The sequence below is a fragment of the Pantoea sp. USMM079 genome, from assembly GCF_037153115.1.
GTDB classification, from domain to species: domain Bacteria; phylum Pseudomonadota; class Gammaproteobacteria; order Enterobacterales; family Enterobacteriaceae; genus Pantoea; species Pantoea communis.
Genome location: NZ_JBBCKX010000001.1, coordinates 132,278 through 148,660 on the forward strand (window position 1 = coordinate 132,278; position 16,383 = coordinate 148,660).

At 55.1% G+C, this 16,383-nt stretch carries 17 protein-coding genes and 1 other annotated feature; of the genes, 4 read left to right on the forward strand and 13 right to left on the reverse strand.

Features of this window, described 5'->3' with window-relative positions; all coding sequences use genetic code 11:
* Nucleotides 1–50 precede the first annotated feature (50 nt).
* The 9 genes from hisIE to hisL all read right to left on the reverse strand — a co-directional run bounded on the left by hisIE (nt 51) and on the right by hisL (nt 7,282).
* Nucleotides 51–662, reverse strand: coding sequence for a bifunctional phosphoribosyl-AMP cyclohydrolase/phosphoribosyl-ATP diphosphatase HisIE (hisIE, locus tag WFP70_RS00565; protein WP_337022330.1), 612 nt, complete (start codon nt 660–662; stop codon nt 51–53).
* Nucleotides 656–1,432, reverse strand: coding sequence for an imidazole glycerol phosphate synthase subunit HisF (hisF, locus tag WFP70_RS00570; protein ID WP_034824747.1), 777 nt, complete (start codon nt 1,430–1,432; stop codon nt 656–658). The genes hisIE and hisF overlap by 7 nt, the downstream gene beginning before the upstream one ends.
* A complete protein-coding gene (gene hisA / locus WFP70_RS00575) occupies nt 1,414–2,151 on the reverse strand; it encodes a 1-(5-phosphoribosyl)-5-[(5-phosphoribosylamino)methylideneamino]imidazole-4-carboxamide isomerase (protein ID WP_045815223.1) in 738 nt (245 codons plus the stop codon). Before hisA ends, hisF begins: the two co-directional genes overlap by 19 nt.
* Nucleotides 2,151–2,741: an imidazole glycerol phosphate synthase subunit HisH gene (hisH, locus tag WFP70_RS00580; RefSeq protein WP_337022331.1), complete on the reverse strand. Its 591-nt coding sequence runs from the start codon at nt 2,739–2,741 to the stop codon at nt 2,151–2,153. Before hisH ends, hisA begins: the two co-directional genes overlap by 1 nt.
* Nucleotides 2,741–3,808 carry a bifunctional histidinol-phosphatase/imidazoleglycerol-phosphate dehydratase HisB gene (gene hisB / locus WFP70_RS00585; RefSeq protein WP_097116671.1) on the reverse strand — a complete coding sequence of 356 codons (1,068 nt, stop codon included), beginning with the start codon at nt 3,806–3,808 and terminating at the stop codon, nt 2,741–2,743. The genes hisH and hisB overlap by 1 nt, the downstream gene beginning before the upstream one ends.
* Nucleotides 3,805–4,875 carry a histidinol-phosphate transaminase gene (gene hisC, locus WFP70_RS00590; RefSeq protein ID WP_337022332.1) on the reverse strand — a complete coding sequence of 357 codons (1,071 nt, stop codon included), beginning with the start codon at nt 4,873–4,875 and terminating at the stop codon, nt 3,805–3,807. Before hisC ends, hisB begins: the two co-directional genes overlap by 4 nt.
* Entirely contained in the window at nt 4,872–6,179 is a 1,308-nt protein-coding gene (gene hisD / locus WFP70_RS00595) for a histidinol dehydrogenase (protein ID WP_337022333.1), read from the reverse strand. The genes hisC and hisD overlap by 4 nt, the downstream gene beginning before the upstream one ends.
* A 4-nt stretch (nt 6,180–6,183) precedes the next feature.
* Nucleotides 6,184–7,083 (reverse strand): ATP phosphoribosyltransferase, encoded by a 900-nt coding sequence (gene hisG, locus WFP70_RS00600; RefSeq protein WP_034824735.1) that lies wholly within the window; start codon nt 7,081–7,083, stop codon nt 6,184–6,186.
* Nucleotides 7,084–7,137: 54 nt separating this feature from the next.
* Nucleotides 7,138–7,259 (reverse strand) — a sequence feature (His leader region).
* A complete protein-coding gene (hisL, locus tag WFP70_RS00605; RefSeq protein ID WP_100396937.1) occupies nt 7,235–7,282 on the reverse strand; it encodes a his operon leader peptide in 48 nt (15 codons plus the stop codon). (Overlaps the previous feature by 25 nt.)
* Nucleotides 7,283–7,462: 180 nt before the next feature.
* Between hisL and WFP70_RS00610 the strand changes: the two genes are divergently transcribed.
* Nucleotides 7,463–8,290, forward strand: a complete 828-nt coding sequence (locus tag WFP70_RS00610; protein ID WP_211729770.1) for an SDR family oxidoreductase — start codon at nt 7,463–7,465, stop codon at nt 8,288–8,290.
* Between the two features lie 105 nt (nt 8,291–8,395).
* Here WFP70_RS00610 and WFP70_RS00615 read toward each other — a convergent pair whose 3' ends face one another.
* The 3 genes from WFP70_RS00615 to puuD are packed head-to-tail and all read right to left on the reverse strand — an operon-like array spanning nt 8,396 to nt 11,016.
* Nucleotides 8,396–9,673: an NAD(P)/FAD-dependent oxidoreductase gene (locus WFP70_RS00615; RefSeq protein WP_337022334.1), complete on the reverse strand. Its 1,278-nt coding sequence runs from the start codon at nt 9,671–9,673 to the stop codon at nt 8,396–8,398.
* Nucleotides 9,674–9,697: 24 nt separating this feature from the next.
* Complete coding sequence (gene puuR, locus WFP70_RS00620) at nt 9,698–10,255, reverse strand: HTH-type transcriptional regulator PuuR (protein WP_034824711.1); 558 nt, start codon at nt 10,253–10,255, stop codon at nt 9,698–9,700.
* Nucleotides 10,252–11,016: a gamma-glutamyl-gamma-aminobutyrate hydrolase gene (gene puuD, locus WFP70_RS00625; protein ID WP_337022335.1), complete on the reverse strand. Its 765-nt coding sequence runs from the start codon at nt 11,014–11,016 to the stop codon at nt 10,252–10,254. Before puuD ends, puuR begins: the two co-directional genes overlap by 4 nt.
* Nucleotides 11,017–11,229: 213 nt before the next feature.
* Between puuD and WFP70_RS00630 the strand changes: the two genes are divergently transcribed.
* Together WFP70_RS00630 and WFP70_RS00635 are read left to right on the forward strand one after the other, a co-directional pair.
* Nucleotides 11,230–12,645: a glutamine synthetase family protein gene (locus WFP70_RS00630; RefSeq protein WP_034824710.1), complete on the forward strand. Its 1,416-nt coding sequence runs from the start codon at nt 11,230–11,232 to the stop codon at nt 12,643–12,645.
* Between the two features lie 358 nt (nt 12,646–13,003).
* Complete coding sequence (locus tag WFP70_RS00635) at nt 13,004–14,359, forward strand: APC family permease (protein ID WP_058962044.1); 1,356 nt, start codon at nt 13,004–13,006, stop codon at nt 14,357–14,359.
* 93 nt (nt 14,360–14,452) lie between these two features.
* Here WFP70_RS00635 and ygbI read toward each other — a convergent pair whose 3' ends face one another.
* Nucleotides 14,453–15,214 carry a DNA-binding transcriptional repressor YgbI gene (ygbI, locus tag WFP70_RS00640; protein WP_045815211.1) on the reverse strand — a complete coding sequence of 254 codons (762 nt, stop codon included), beginning with the start codon at nt 15,212–15,214 and terminating at the stop codon, nt 14,453–14,455.
* A 259-nt stretch (nt 15,215–15,473) separates the two neighbouring features.
* On the opposite strand from ygbI, the gene ltnD reads away from it, so the two are divergent.
* The gene (gene ltnD / locus WFP70_RS00645) at nt 15,474–16,382 is read left to right on the forward strand and encodes an L-threonate dehydrogenase (RefSeq protein ID WP_337022336.1); all 909 of its coding nucleotides are present in this window, start codon (nt 15,474–15,476) and stop codon (nt 16,380–16,382) included.
* Nucleotide 16,383: the final 1 nt, after the last annotated feature.

Here is a 16,383-nt window from a genome sequence, read left to right on the forward strand (position 1 = left end):
CTCAAAACCCGCTTTTGAAGCCAATTTTGAGCAGCTTATTGCACAATCCGCTATTTATGACGCGCACGTAGATTGTTAATGATGGTGCTCAAATCCAGCTCTTGATCCTGTAATAGCACCATCAGGTGATACAGCAAATCAGAGGCTTCGTTGGTCAATTCGTGACGGTCGTTCACTGTGGCTGCCAGTGCGGTCTCCACACCTTCTTCACCCACTTTCTGCGCGATACGTTTGGTGCCGCTGGCATACAGTTTCGCGGTGTAAGAACTCTCAGGATCGGCGCTCTTACGTGAAGCCAGCAGCTGCTCCAGCTGATAGAGGAACGCCCAATCTGGCGCAGCCGGTGAGAAGCAGCTTGAGGTGCCAAGGTGGCAGGTTGGCCCAATCGGATTTGCCAGCACCAGCAGCGTATCGTTATCACAATCCGGGGTGATGCTCGCGACCTGCAGGAAGTGACCGGAGGTTTCCCCCTTGGTCCACAGGCGGTTCTTAGTGCGAGAGAAGAAAGTGACGTTGCCTTCCGCAAGCGTCTTTTGCAGCGCTTCCTCATTCATATAACCGTGCATCAGCAATTCGCCAGAAACGTTATGCTGGACGATCACAGGCATCATGCCCGCGGTTTTGGCCCAATCCAGTTTGGCCAGTTGTTCTGCAGTTAACACGCGCGAATCTCCACACCGTTGTCGATCAGGAAGTTTTTCAACTCGCCAATATTGATAATTTGTTTGTGAAACACTGAAGCGGCCAGCGCACCATCGACGTTTGCCTGTTCAAAGGCTTCGAGGAAGTGTGGCATGGTGCCCGCGCCGCCAGAGGCGATCAGTGGCACCTTACACACATCACGCACTTTCTTCAGTTGCACCAGGTCGTAGCCGTTACGCACGCCATCCTGGTTCATCATATTCAGTACGATTTCACCTGCGCCCAGCTTTTGCACTTCCTGCACCCAATCGAGGGTTTCCCAGGTCGTAACCCGCGTACGGGATTCATCGCCGGTATATTGATTGACGTGATACTTGCCGGTGGCTTCATCGAACCAGGTATCAATACCCACCACGATGCACTGTACACCAAAGCGATCCGCCAGACGCGTGATCAGCGTCGGGTCAGCCAGCGCCGGGGAGTTGATGGAGATCTTATCCGCACCGAACTGCAGAATGCGCGCGGCATCCTCCTCACTCTTGATACCGCCCGCCACGCAGAACGGAATATCAATCACTTCTGCGACGCGTGACACCCAGCTTTTATCCACCACACGGCCATCGGAAGAGGCGGTGATATCATAGAACACCAGCTCGTCAGCGCCTTCCTGCGCATAGCGCTGCGCCAGTGGCACGATATCGCCAATAATTTCGTGGTTGCGGAACTGGACGCCTTTCACCACTTGTCCGTCACGGACATCGAGACAAGGAATTATCCGTTTTGCCAGCATGCAATCGCCTCCGCTACGGTGAATTTATCTTCCAGCAGTGCGCGACCAACGATCACGCCCTGCGCGCCGCTGCCACGTAAGGCCGCAATATCATCCAGCGATCCGATACCGCCGGAACTCTGGAACGCGATATCCGGGAAGGCATCCGACACTTCTTTATACAGCGCCACGTTAGAACCGCTTAAGGTGCCATCGCGGGAGATATCGGTGCACAGCACGTGCTTCAGGCCAACCGGCTGATACCAGCCAATCACTTCTTCCAGCGTTACGCCAGCCGCTTCCTGCCAGCCACTGATTGCCACTTCTTTGCGATTGTTGGCGTCAATGCGAACATCCAGCGCCAGTACAATGGCATCCGCGCCGAACTCGTTGAACCAGCTTTTCACTTCTTCCGGCTGCTTAACAGCCGTGGAACCCACCACCACGCGAGTCGCGCCGGCTGCCAGTAAAGCCGCCACATCTTCGCGATTGCGAATACCGCCACCGACCTGCACCGGTACATTCACGCCGCGCAGCAGGGTAGTGAGCAGAGGAATCTGGCGCTTAGCCGGATCTTTGGCGCCAGTGAGATCGACCAGGTGCAGCACTTCCGCGCCCTGACGTTCGTAATCCTGCAGGCGTGGCAGCGGATCGCTACCGTAGTCGCGCTGCTGACCGTAGTCGCCCTGATGCAGACGCACCACTTTGCCGTCGATTAAATCTAATGCGGGGATAATCATCACATCTCCAGGAAGTTTTTCAGCAACTGCGCGCCTGCTTTGCCAGAACGCTCCGGGTGAAACTGCACGCCGAAGAAATTATCTTTCTGCAACGCAGCGGTGAACGGATGACCGTAATCGCACTGGGCGATGGTGGCGGCGTTCACTGGCATGGCATAGCTGTGCACAAAGTAGAAGTAGCTGCCGTCATGGATATTACGGAACAGGTGATTACCCGCCTGCGAGGTGATCTGGTTCCAGCCCATATGTGGCAAGGGCAAGCCCTGGGTATCCATCTGCGAAACAGGTTCATCCACCAGGCCCAGCGTGGTAACGCCGCCGTTCTCATCGCTGCCGCGTCCCAGCAACTGCATACCGAGGCAGATCCCCAGCACCGGTTGGGTACAGGCTTTGATCAGATCAATCAGGTCACGCTCCTGCAGCTGGTTCATGGCCGCTTGCGCGGTGCCCACGCCTGGCAACAACAGCTTGTCGGCGCGCAGCACCACATCCGGATCGCGGCTCACTTCTGGCGTATAGCCGAGGCGCTCAATCGCCCACTTCACGGAGGAAAGGTTGGCGCACCCGGTATCGAGAATCACCACGTTCATCACAGCACTCCTTTCGAACTCGGCAGGGTGTTGCCATCCACGCGAATTGCCTGGCGCAGGGTGCGGCCAAAGGCTTTAAAAAGGCTTTCCACACGGTGATGGTCGTTCTTACCTTTGGTTTTCAGGTGCAGGGTGCTCATCATCGCGTAGGAGAGGGAGCTGAAGAAGTGCTCAACCATTTCGGTGCTGAGATCGCCGACACGCTGATAGCTGAACTCGGCTTTGAATTCGATGTGCGGACGGCCAGAGATATCCAGTGCGCAGCGCGCCAGGCACTCATCCATCGGCAGCACGAAGCCGAAACGGCCGATGCCACGCTTATCTCCCAGCGCCTTCAGCAGCGCTTCACCCAGCGCCAGACCGGTATCTTCTACGGTGTGGTGATCGTCAATATAGAGATCGCCTTTCACGTCGATGTTCATGCGGAAACCGCCGTGAACGGCAATCTGATCCAGCATGTGATCAAAGAAGCCGACGCCAGTGTTGATTTTGCTGCCGCCTTCACGGTCCAGCCACACTTCCACCTTGATCTGCGTCTCTTTGGTGTTGCGTTGCACCAGCGCGTGGCGGTCACGCTTGGTCAGGCGTGCCTGGATCGCGTCCCAGTCAATACCTTCTGCACCGTAACGCAGGCCCTGAATGCCCATGTTCTCAGCCAGCTGGATATCGGTCAGGCGATCGCCAATCACGTAGCTGTTTGCGGTGTCCAGTGCGCCTTGTGCCAGCCAGGCTTCCACCATTTTGGTTTTCGGCTTACGGCAATCGCAGTTATCTTCCGGCTTATGCGGGCAGATCAGGATGTCACTGAAGTTCACGCCCTGCGAAGTCAGGATCTGCATCATCAGGTTGTGTGGGCCATCGAAATCAGCCTGCGGGAAGCTGTCGGTGCCCAGGCCATCCTGATTGGTGATCATCACCAGCTGATAGCCGGCATTTTGCAGGGCCAGCAGCGCAGGGATGGCGTTTTTTTCAAACGCCAGCTTCTCCATGCGATCAACCTGAAAATCCGTTGGCGGCTCAGAGATGATGGTACCGTCGCGGTCGATAAAAAGGGTCTTCTGACTCATGCTTGCTCCACTGATAAGGCTTGCAGCGCGGCGATCAGGCGCTCGCACTCTTTACGGGTGCCGATGGAGATGCGCAGGCATCCCGCAAGGCCGGGGTTTTTGTTTTGGTCGCGCAGAATAATGCCTTGATCCCACAGCGTTTTAAACACTTTTGGCGAATTAGTGAAGCGCGCCAGAATGTAGTTGGTTTCGCTCGGGAACACCTGCTGCACCACGTTCAGCTGTGGCAGTTGTTCAAACAGCCATGCACGATTGGCGTTGAGTTCGGCGACATGCTGACGCATCAGCGCAATGCCTTCTTCGCTCAGCGCCTGTCCCGCGACATCAGCAACCGGGGTCGCCAGCGGGTAAGGCGCGATCACTTTCATCAACAGGTCGATCACGGGCTTGTTGGCCAGCGTAAAGCCACAGCGCAGGCCAGCCAGCGCAAAGGCTTTTGATAGCGTGCGCAGGATCACCAGATGTGGATATTCTTTCAACCAACCGGCGAGAGTCGCCTCCGGGCAAAACTCGATATAGGCTTCATCGGCGACCAGCAGTGCTTTACCGGCGGTCATCTCAAGCAGTTTACGGATATCGTCTTGATTGATCAGGTTGCCGGTCGGATTGTTCGGGCTGCACATGTAGACCACTTTCACGCCGTCTAACTGTTCGGCAATGGCGGGCAGATTCAGCTGCCAGTCATCCAATGCTGCCACGGTGCGATACTCGATGCCGATGGTTTCCGCGCTCACGCTGTACATGCCGTATGTCGGCGGGCAGAACAGAATCGCATCTTTGCCCGGCTCACAGAAGGCGCGCATTAACAGCTCAATGCCTTCATCAGCACCACGACTGACAATCACTTGCTCCGGCGATAAACCGGCATAAGCCGCATAGCGCTCAATAACAAGTTTAGGCTGGCATTCCGGGTAGCGGTTCAGCGTTTGCTGTGACAGCTCAAACGACACCGGCAGTGGAAATTCGTTGGCGTTCAGCCATACATCACCATTACCCCCTAAACGACGCGCAGATTGATACGGCGTCAACGCGCGCACATTAGCGCGGGCTAAATCTTCAATGCTCATGCTTGCTCCTTCAGCGCGGCAACACGCAGGGTAACGGCGTTTTTGTGGGCTTCCAACTGCTCAGCAGCCGCTAAAGTTTCAATAGTGGCAGCCAGATTAAGGAAGCCTTGCGGCGTCAACTCTTGCACCGTCATACGCTTCTGGAAATCGGCTAATCCCAGACTTGAACAGGTGGCGGTATAACCGTAAGTCGGTAATACGTGATTGGTGCCTGAGGCGTAATCACCCGCTGATTCCGGAGACCAGTCACCGAGGAACACCGAACCGGCGCTGGTGATCGCATCCACCAGATCACGTGGCTGGCGCGTCTGAATAATCAGGTGCTCAGGACCGTACAGGTTGGAGATCTCCACACACTGCGCCAGATCGCGCAGCACTATCAGACGGCTACTCTCCAGCGCCTGACGTGCGGTGGCCGCGCGTGGCAACTGCGCGAGCTGTTCTTCCACCGCCTGGGCCACGCCTTCTGCCAGTTTCAGCGAAGGGGTCAGTAAGATAACCTGTGAATCCGGGCCGTGCTCTGCTTGTGATAGCAGATCAGAAGCGACAAATGCCGGTGTGGCACCTTCATCAGCAATCACCAAAACCTCTGATGGGCCAGCAGGCATATCAATCGCGGCGCCATCTAAACGCTGGCTCACCTGACGTTTGGCCTCGGTGACGTAGGCGTTGCCTGGGCCAAAGATCTTGTCCACTTTTGGTACAGTTTCGGTGCCGAAGGCTAGCGCAGCAATCGCTTGCGCACCGCCGACCTGAAACACCTCTTTTACGCCGCACAGTTGCGCCGCATAGAGAATTTCATCGGCAATCGGCGGGGGCGAACAGAGCACCACACGACCACAACCGGCGATACGGGCTGGGGTTGCCAGCATTAATACCGTGGAGAACAGTGGGGCAGAGCCGCCGGGAATATACAGCCCAACAGATTGCACCGGACGGGTGATCTGCTGGCAGCGCACACCCGGTTGCGTCTCAATATCCACCGCGGGCAGAGTCTGCGCGTTATGGAAAGTTTCGATATTACCGACAGCCACTGCCATCGCCTGCTTCAACTTGTCGCTCAAACGGTCGCTGGCGGCTTGCATCTCTGCTGGCGTGACGCGCAGGTTTTCCACCTGCGCTTTGTCGAAGCGCGCGCTGAATTCACGCAGGGCGTCATCGCCTTCTTCCTTTACTTTCGTCAGCACATCGCGCACCACTTCGCTGATGCTCGCCGAGGCAGAAATCGCCGGGCGCATCAGCAGCGCTTGCTGCTGTTGTTCATCACACTGTTGCCAGTCAATCGGGGTCATGATTGTGCTCATGCTGTTACTCCAACATTTTTTCGATTGGCAGTACGAGGATCGAGCTGGCACCCAGCGCTTTCAGTTTTTCCATGGTTTCCCAGAACAGGGTTTCACTGCTCACCATGTGCATCGCCACGCGGCTCACTTCGCCTGCCAGTGGCAATACGGTTGGGCGCTCGGCACCTGGCAGCAGGGCGATCACTTCTTCCAGGCGCTCGCTTGGCGCGTGCAGCATGATGTACTTGGATTCGCGCGCTTTGATCACGCCCTGAATGCGCGTCATCATTTTGTCAATCAGTTCTTGCTTGGCTGCAGGCAGCTCGCCATCGCGCTGAATCAGTACCGCCTTAGAGCGGTAGATGACTTCCACTTCACGCAGGCCGTTGGCTTCAAGGGTGGCACCGGTCGATACCAGGTCGCAAATGGCATCGGCCAAACCCGCACGTGGCGCGACTTCCACCGAACCGTTCAGCAGGCAAGACTTAAAGGAGACGCCTTGCTTATCGAGATATTTCTTCAGCAAGTGCGGATAAGAGGTGGCAATACGTGAGTTCTGCAGGCACTGCGGGCCGGTATATTCCGCATCCACTGGCATCGCCAGCGACAGGCGGCAACCGCCGAAATCGAGACGACGCAGGGTGAAGTAGCGCGGGTCTTCGCCTTGTGCGCGGCGGTCCAGCAGCTCTTCTTCCAGTACGTTTTCACCGACGATGCCGAGATCCACCACGCCATCCATCACCAGGCCAGGGATATCGTCATCACGTACACGCAGGATATCGATAGGCATGTTCTCCGCAAACGCAATCAGACGCTGCTGCTGAAGGTTGATTTTGATACCGCAGCGGGCCAGCAGTTCGCGTGACTCATCACTTAAACGGCCAGATTTCTGCATAGCTATGCGAATACGGGTGTTATCTAACATGGTTCCTGTCCTCTTATTCAATCCTGTCTGAACTCAGTGGGGTTGCGTTCGCCCATAAAAAAACCCCCGGAAGATGATCTTCCGGGGGCTCTCTTTGCGTTCGCACCACTGGAAGATCCTAATCGTCTCCCAGCACACATCGCCTGAAAGACTAGTCAGGATGATGGTGATGATGGTGGTTGAACTGAACGCGTGTCATAGTAAATTCCGTTGCTGAATGAGTATTCATTTGCGTGCTGATTAACCTAACGAAGATGGCGGCGCTTGGCAACCCTTTTTTAACGTCAGTTCTCGGAACCTTCCGCAACAGTTTGCGCTGGTTTGCCATAATCGCTGGGACTAAGATGAAGTGTCTTAGCGCTGGAAAGCAGGAGTCGGTATGAAAAAAGTCGCGATTGTAGGTCTGGGATGGCTGGGTATGCCGCTGGCGATGGCGCTGACGGCGCGCGGCTGGCAGGTGACCGGCAGCAAAACCTCCCCCGATGGTGTGGATGCTGCGCGCCGCTGCGGTATTGAGGCATTTCAACTGGTGCTAACACCCGAGATTGAATGTGAAGCAGATGAGTTGGCCACGCTAATGGCGGTGGACGCGCTGGTGGTGACTTTGCCCGCCAGCCGCACGGTTCAGGGCGGTGAAGATTACATGCAAGCCGTGCAGAACGTGGTAGACACGGCATTGGCGCATAAAGTGCCGCGCATCATTTTTACCAGCTCGTCGTCGGTGTACGGCACCGGTTCGGGCGTAATGAAAGAGAGCAGTGCGTTACAGCCAGAGAGTGTGGCAGGTAAGACGCTGGTCGAACTGGAAAACTGGCTGCACGATCTGCCGGGTACTAGCGTTGATATAGTGCGTTTGGCGGGACTGGTGGGGCCGAATCGCCATCCAGGTCGATTCCTCGCCGGTAAAACGGGATTGGAAAACGGCGGGCATGCGGTCAATCTGGTGCATCTCGATGATGTGGTGGATGCGATTGTACTGTTGCTGCAAACGCCGAAAGGTGGACGCGTCTACAACCTGTGCGCGTCGAAACATCCCGCACGTGATGATTTTTATCCGTTTGTTTCGAAGCAGTTGGGGCTGGTGGCTCCGACCTTTACTGCCGAGCCCGTGCGTTCGGCGGGGAAGGTGGTAGATGGCTCGAAGATCTGCAACGAGCTGGGATTTGAGTACAGCTACGATGACCCGATGAAGATGCCGCTGGAGTGAGATTGTCGTGCGAGTGCAGACTTCTGCACTATTTCGCTAGCGGCGCGATTTATCGCGGGTTTTAAATAACACTCGCATTAAACTGCGCCGCGACAATACGTTAGCCTAAACCCCCAAGCGATCCCTTAACGCGTACCACACCGCGCCCATTGCCGTCAGTGGTACTTTAAAGCGCCTGCCGCCAGGAAACGGTAAATGCGGCAATTTGGCAAACGCATCAAACCTTTCTGCCTGTCCGCGCAGCACCTCGGCAATCAGCCTTCCCGACAAGTGGGTACAGGTCACGCCATGTCCGCTATCCCCCTGCATAAAGAACGCATTCTTCTCGATTTGCCCAAACTGCGGCATACGTGACAGCGTCAGCAGGAAGTTACCGCTCCAGCGATGGCTGAATTTCACATCTTTCAGTTGAGGGAAAGTGCGTAACAACTTAGGGCGGATCAATGCTTCAATATCATCCGGCTCGCGGGCGCCATACACCACACCGCCGCCGTACAGCAGACGGTTGTCGGCGGTGAGGCGGAAGTAATCCAGCAGATAATTACAATCTTCGACGCAGTGATTGTTCGGCAATAAACCCAACGCCTGGTCGCGGCTTAATGGCTCGGTGGTGAGGATTTGCGAGCCACACGGCATGCTTTTACGGCTCAGGCGAGGTTCCAGTTGTGAGGGGAGATAAGCATTACCGGCAAAAATCACAAAGGTGGCAGTGACTTCACCTTTAGCGGTCTTTACCCGATGCGGCTCGCCATACTTCACTTCCAGTGCCGCAGATTGTTCATAGATGCGCCCACCGTGACGGCGAATCGCTTCCGCTTCACCCAGTGCCAGGTTTAACGGATGCAGATGCCCGCCGCGCTTATCCAGCAAGCCACCAACGTAGCGATCGGTTGCCACTTCACGACGAATCGCGCGCTCATCCAGCAGCTCCAGATTATGGTTACCATAGCGCTCCCAGTTGGCTTTTTGGTTGCGCAAGTGCCCCATCTGACGCTGATTCAACGCGGCAAAAATGCCGCCAGGACGGTAATCACAGGCGATAGCATAACGGTCGATGCGATCGCGAATAATCTCCGCGCCCTCAAACATCATATTGCCCAGCATCTTCGCCACGTCTTTGCCGTAGCGTTGTTCAATTACATCCACATCGCGGCTGTAAGAATTCACTACCTGGCCCCCGTTACGACCGCTGGCTCCGAAACCAATCTTTGCCGCTTCGAGTAGCACCACGTCATAACCGGCTTCGGTCAAAAACAGCGCCGAGGAGAGCCCGGTAAATCCGCCGCCAATAATACAGACATCACACTGCACCGATTCCTGCAGTTCGGGCCACGGCTCATGCGCATTCGCGGTTGCTGCGTAATAACTTCCCACATGTTGCATCACATCCTCCTTAAGCGCGTGAACTCAGAAATTCGCTGGCGTGTGCGCACTGACTATGCGACACGGCAGCTCAGACGTATTGGTAAAACTGTGCGGCAAGCCGGTATCAATCACATAGCTCTCGCCACAATAAAGGTGATAACTCTGGCCGTTGACCACCAGGGTGATTTCCCCTTCCAGCACCGTGCCGGTCTCTTCACCAGGATGACGCAGTTTCTCTCCGGTGCTGGAACCCGGTTCGTAGCGTTCAATCAACATCGCCAGCGCACGTTTTTCAGCGCCGTTCTCCACCAGACGCAGCGACACACCGAGGCTGCCGATTTCCACGCACTCTTCCGGACGTACGATCACGCGCGGCGTGCTGTTCACCTTTGGCTCCGAGAAAAACTCTGACAACGACAAGCCGTACACCTTCAGCAATTTCTGCAAGGTACTCAGCGCTGGGCTGACTTTGTCCTGCTCAATGGTGCTGATAGCACTGTGTGTGAGTCCTGACAACTCAGCGACGCGACGCTGAGACAATCCCATCTCCTGCCGGATTTGCGATAAACGTCGCCCAGGCGCCAGAGTGGCATCATTCATGGCTGTTTTTCCTTGTGATAACAGAGAGCCGCGTGGATAAAAGCCGCAAACAGGCGTTGCGAAACCGGGTCTTGATCGGAGTGCCACTCCGGATGCCACTGCACCGCAAGTGCAAACGGATGCTGGCGCAAACTCACCGCTTCAATCAGCCCATCAGGCGCACGCGCTTCAATGCGCAGCTGCGGGCCGGGTTCGCGGATGCCTTGTCCATGTAGAGAGTTCACGGCAAAGGATTGAGCGCTGCCAAGCACCTGGCTCAACAAACCTTCCGCTTCAGGCTGAACCTCATGCACCGACGCGTATTGCTGTTCGAGCGGCAGTGCATCATCTTCACGATGTTCCTGAAACTGGTGCGTCATGTGCAACTGGCGATACAGGGAACCCCCGTTGGCCACCACCAACTCCTGCAAGCCACGGCAAATACCGAAAATCGGCATCTTTTTGCCAATCGCATGAGTGATGATGCCGAAGGCGAGGCGGTCACGCGCCGGATCGGCATGCTCCTCTTTACCTTCTTCACCGTAATGCCAGGGCTCGATATTGCTCGGACTGCCGGTGAGTAAAATGCCGTCCAGCAACGTCATACTGTTTTCTAATAGATAAGGGGCGTGCATCAGTTGATGCGGCAAAGGCAAGGGCACACCACCAGCAAGCACGATGGCATCGAGATACTTATTGTGAACCGTTTGCCCGAGATGGCTGCCGATGTGGTTCTGACACATCACTACGCCAATCAAGGGTTTGTCAAAAATAATGCCCATAACGTCTCCGCGTTGCTGTTCAATATTTTCACCGTTTTTGCGCGTTCGGTCTGAAAAGTGTGCAATATATTGTCAATCTAGCAACCGTCTGTTCGTTCTTCCAACAGATTTGTTACATTTGCACACTTTTTGCGTTAGCGCTATGTTAGAGGAGTGGCTGTTATTTTGAGCATTGCGCGAACCAATATTAAACGGTAAAGGGCGGGTGGGAACATGACGAACCTCGTAGAAGTAGAAGACTTCACGCGGCACAGTGAAGAGAAACGAACAAGCGCGTTCCAGCTGGAGGTTAAATCCTGGCTGGAACGCCATCCTGAAACGCAGTATGTCGATATTCTTCTTAATGATTTAAATGGGGTCTTTCGCGGTAAGCGCATTCCCATCTCTGCATTGGCAAAACTGGAAAAAGGGTGTTACTTCCCGGCCTCGGTTTTCGCCATGGATATCCTCGGAAATACCGTCGAAGAAGCCGGACTCGGACAGTCACTGGGCGAACCCGACAACCTCTGTATCCCGGTTCCCGGAACTTTAATTCCTTCTGCCGCCGATCCTGAACGCATCGCGCAATTGCTGTTGACAATGTGTAACCAAGATGGCACTCCCTTTGACGTTGAACCCCGCAATGTCCTTAATCGCTTGTGGCAGCAGCTACGCAATCGAGGGCTATTCCCGGTGGTAGCGGTAGAGCTGGAGTTCTATCTGGTCGATAAAAAGCGCGATGCGGAAGGGTACATACAGCCACCCTGTGCGCCGGGTAGTGACGAACGTAATATGCAGAGTCAGGTTTATTCAGTCGATAATCTCGACCATTTCGCTGATGTTCTGCGTGATATCGACGATATTGCCAAACAGCAGGGCATTCCCGCTGATGGTGCGCTGGCGGAAGCCTCGCCGGGCCAGTTTGAAATCAACCTGCATCATACCCGTGATGTATTGAAAGCCTGCGACCATGCGATTTTGCTCAAACGCCTGGTGCGTCAGGTGGCCGAAAACCACGGTATGACTGCGACCTTTATGGCGAAACCTTATGAAGAGTACGCGGGTAGCGGGATGCATGTGCATATCAGCATGCTGGATGCCGCCGATCATAATGCCTTTTCACTCGACGACGGCAGCGATTCACCGCTGTTGAAACGCGCGCTGGCCGGGATGATCGATTTGATGCCGGCTTCAATGGCACTTCTGGCACCGAACGTGAACGCTTATCGCCGCTTCTTACCGGAAGCCTACGTGCCGTTACAGGCCTCCTGGGGGCACAACAATCGCACCGTTGCTTTACGTATTCCCTGCGGCGATGTGGATAACCATCGCGTGGAGTATCGTGTGGCCGGTGCGGATGCAAATCCTTACCTGGTCGTGTCAACAATTCTTGCCGGTATTTTGCACGGTCTGGATAATCAGCTACCCTTACCGCATGCGGTGCAGGGCAATGGACATGAGGCAGAAGGGCTGCCATTGCCGGTGCGACAGAGCGATGCGCTGTACGAATTCGAGAATAGCTATCCTCTGCAAAAACTGCTGGGTGAGCATTTCAGCGGCGTGTGGCACAGCTGCAAACAGAACGAGTTAATGCAGTTTGAACGGCTTATCACCGCCACGGAGATTGACTGGATGCTGAAGAACGCCTGACTCGCAGAAGAATTTCGCTAACGTCTTGTGCCGATGGCATAAGTTGGGGCAGAATACGTCCCCTGCAAAATTCGAAACATAACCGACGCTTATCACGTCGGTTATTTTTTTGCAGATTGCAGTACACACACAAATTACCGAGGCCGGACACGCATCCGGATAGATAGATACTGACAACACGCTTGGGCGTGAGATTTGAGGAAAACAAAGATGGGGCTGTTTACAATTGCACCGGCGCAAGCTGGTTCTCGCTTTCGTGATGATTACGGCGCGGCGACAATCGCAAACACTAATATCACTTCTCACTGCAGCACGTTGCGCAGTATCCCGCAGATCACCTCTGTTGGGGGCCTGAACAATGTCGCTTAACACCGCCGCACCACAGCGTGCACACCTGAAAAAATCCCTGACCTTGATCCCGGTTGTCATGATGGGCCTGGCGTATATGCAGCCAATGACCCTGTTTGATACTTTCGGTATCGTCTCTGGATTGACCGACGGCCACGTCGCCACCGCTTATGCTTTCGCGCTGATCGCGATACTGTTTACTGCCGTGAGCTACGGCAAGCTGGTACGCCGCTTCCCATCTGCGGGCTCCGCTTACACCTATGCTCAGAAGGCTATCAGTCCGCACGTCGGCTTTATGGTGGGCTGGTCATCACTGCTGGACTATTTGTTCATGCCGATGATCAACATCCTGCTGGCGAAAAGCTACTTTGAGACGCTGGTGCCGGGCATTCCATCGTGGATTTTCGTGGTGTTGCTGGTGGCCTTTATGACCATCTCTAACCTCCGTGGTATCAAAACCGTTGCCAACTTCAACAGCGTGATCGTCGTGCTGCAGGTTGTGGTGATGGTGGTGATCACCGGTATGGTGGTTTACGGTGTGGCGCACGGTGTTGGCGCAGGAACCCTGACCAGCAGCAAGCCTTTCTGGTCTGAGAATGCCCATGTGGTGCCGATGATTACCGGTGCAACCATACTTTGCTTCTCGTTCCTCGGCTTTGATGGCATCAGTTCGCTGTCAGAAGAGACCAAAGATGCAGAACGTACTATCCCGCGCGCGATTTTCCTGACCGCGCTGATTGGTGGTGTGATCTTTATCGGTGTGTCTTACTTCCTGCAGCTGTACTTCCCGGACATCTCGCGTTTCCAGAATCCGGACTCTTCACAGCCTGAAATCATGCTGTTTGTAGCTGGTAAAGCGCTGCAGATTGGCATCCTGATTTTCTCTGTGGTTACCGTACTGGCTTCCGGTATGGCGGCACACGCGGGCGTTTCCCGTCTGATGTATGTGATGGGCCGTGATGGCGTGTTCCCGCAGCGTTTCTTTGGCTTCGTGCATCCGAAATACCGCACGCCGTCGCTGAACGTGCTGTTGGTGGGCGCTGTGGCACTGCTGGCGATTAACTTCGACCTGGTGACCGCTACTGCGCTGATCAACTTCGGTGCGCTGGTGGCATTCACCTTCGTCAACCTGTCAGTGATTGCGCAGTTCTGGATCCGTGAAAAGCGTAACAAGACGCTGAAAGATCACCTCAATTATCTGGTGCTGCCAGTGATGGGCGCTTTGACAGTGGGTGCACTGTGGATCAACCTGGAAGAGACCTCGATGGTGCTCGGCCTGGTGTGGGCAGCGGTCGGTATTATTTACCTGGCGTTTGTTACTCGCACCTTCCGCAATCCGGTTCCGCAGTTCAGCGAAGAAGTGTAATTTTCGTTGCGCATTATGCGGAGCGGATAAAGACTTCGTGTCGTATGCAAAAGGTCGCCATATTGGCGACCTTTTGCTTTTAGACCAGCAAACTTAACCCGCCAGCACCAACTCCCAACTCCCCGCACTCAGCGTTTCACGTCCCGCTTTACTTAATTCTGTATCGGTTACGAGGGTATCGAAGCGCTCCAGCGGTAATGCCAGATGGGTGGCAATCTTGTTGTATTTCGAGCTGTCGCTCAACAGTACGCGCTTACTGCTGACATCGCTGGCCGCCAGCTTGACCGGCACCTTATCTTCATCGGGTGTAAACAAGCCGCGTGGCCCCCAGCAGGAGGCAGAAATAAACGCGATATCAATCGCCAGCATGCGCAGACTTCTCGCCGCCGCTTCGCCGACGCTGGAGCGATTTTCGCGACACACGGTGCCGCCAGTGTGAATCAGCTTGCAGCCGCTGCTCTCCATCAATAAACGGGCAATCACGAAATCATTGGTGACCACCAGCAAATCGTCGCGCTCGACCAGTTCGCGAGCCAGCGCCAGCGTGGTGGTGCCTGCATCGAGATAAATGCAGCTGTTGCGCGGAATATGCCGCGCGGCAAACTGACCAATCGCCATCTTTTCACTGCTGTACATGCTGGTTTTCGCCAGATGTGATGGCTCAGCGGCCAGGCGATCGGCCGAGCGCACGCCGCCCGATACCGACAGCACGGCACCTTGCTCCTCCAGCTTTTGCACATCACGACGTATCGTCATATGTGATACGCCTAAACGCTCGGTCAGCTCGGCAATGCTCACCACGCCGCGTTCGGCAACCAGCGCTAAAATTTGTTGATGACGTTCTACCGGAATCACATCGCTCTCCCTGAATTACCAATTTTTCACATTGTAAGGCATCAATTCACAACCTGCAGCACAATTTATCTCAGGCGAATGTTAGCAAATATCCCGCCAGAACAGGGGTTCCCGCTGGGATTCAGAGGTGTGAATCGATGTTATACGCTGTGCGTGTAAGTTAATTTTTGTGATTTACCGCACGTTTCTCCGCCAGTAACTGCGGCAGAATTAACAGCATTGAACAAAATATCACTTAAATTAACAACGGAGGTGTGCTGTGTCAGCAACCGTGAATAACATTGGCGTCATTGGTTTGGGTTCCATGGGCATGGGCGCAGCGCAGTCCTGTATTCGCGCTGGATTGAACACCTGGGGCGTTGATTTAAATCCGCAGGCGCTGGAAACCCTGCGTCAGGCCGGCGCGCGTGATGCGCAAACTTCCGCTGCCAGCTTCGCCGCAGAGTTAGATGCCGTACTACTGCTGGTGGTGAACGCCGCGCAGGTCAAAGCAATTCTGTTTGGTGAAACCGGTCTGGCGGCACAACTCAAGCCGGGCACGGTGGTAATGGTCTCTTCCACCATTTCTTCACAGGATGCACAGGCGATTGAACAGCAACTGGCACAACATAAACTGCTGATGCTGGATGCGCCGGTATCGGGCGGTGCAGCTAAAGCCGCCGTCGGCGAGATGACCGTGATGGCGTCTGGCAGCGATGAAGCCTTTGCGCTGCTGAAGCCGGTTCTGGATGCGGTTGCCGCCAAAGTGTATCGCGTGGGCAGCGAAATTGGCCTGGGCTCAACGGTGAAAATCATTCACCAGCTGCTGGCGGGCGTGCATATTGCGGTGGGTGCAGAAGCGATGGCGCTGGCTGCGCGCGCAGGCATTCCACTCGATACCATGTATGACGTGGTCACTAACGCCGCGGGTAACTCGTGGATGTTTGAGAACCGCATGCGTCATGTGGTGGACGGCGACTACTCACCGAAATCCGCCGTCGATATCTTTGTGAAAGATCTCAACCTGGTGGCCGATACCGCGAAATCATTGCATTTCCCACTGCCGCTGGCGTCTACCGCCCTCAACATGTTTACCGAAGCGAGTAATGCTGGCTACGGCCGCGAAGATGACAGCGCAGTCATCAAGATTTTCAGCGGCATCACGCTGCCCGAGTCAAAGGAGAAGTAAC

Coding starts and splice junctions, on each gene's coding strand:
- hisF (WP_034824747.1), bottom strand. CDS start 1,432: ATGCTGGCAAAACGGATAATTCCTTGTCTCGATGTCCGTGACGGACAA.
- hisA (WP_045815223.1), bottom strand. CDS start 2,151: ATGATTATCCCCGCATTAGATTTAATCGACGGCAAAGTGGTGCGTCTG.
- hisH (WP_337022331.1), bottom strand. CDS start 2,741: ATGAACGTGGTGATTCTCGATACCGGGTGCGCCAACCTTTCCTCCGTG.
- hisB (WP_097116671.1), bottom strand. CDS start 3,808: ATGAGTCAGAAGACCCTTTTTATCGACCGCGACGGTACCATCATCTCT.
- hisC (WP_337022332.1), bottom strand. CDS start 4,875: ATGAGCATTGAAGATTTAGCCCGCGCTAATGTGCGCGCGTTGACGCCG.
- hisD (WP_337022333.1), bottom strand. CDS start 6,179: ATGAGCACAATCATGACCCCGATTGACTGGCAACAGTGTGATGAACAA.
- hisG (WP_034824735.1), bottom strand. CDS start 7,083: ATGTTAGATAACACCCGTATTCGCATAGCTATGCAGAAATCTGGCCGT.
- WFP70_RS00610 (WP_211729770.1), top strand. CDS start 7,463: ATGAAAAAAGTCGCGATTGTAGGTCTGGGATGGCTGGGTATGCCGCTG.
- WFP70_RS00615 (WP_337022334.1), bottom strand. CDS start 9,673: ATGCAACATGTGGGAAGTTATTACGCAGCAACCGCGAATGCGCATGAG.
- puuR (WP_034824711.1), bottom strand. CDS start 10,255: ATGAATGATGCCACTCTGGCGCCTGGGCGACGTTTATCGCAAATCCGG.
- puuD (WP_337022335.1), bottom strand. CDS start 11,016: ATGGGCATTATTTTTGACAAACCCTTGATTGGCGTAGTGATGTGTCAG.
- WFP70_RS00630 (WP_034824710.1), top strand. CDS start 11,230: ATGACGAACCTCGTAGAAGTAGAAGACTTCACGCGGCACAGTGAAGAG.
- WFP70_RS00635 (WP_058962044.1), top strand. CDS start 13,004: ATGTCGCTTAACACCGCCGCACCACAGCGTGCACACCTGAAAAAATCC.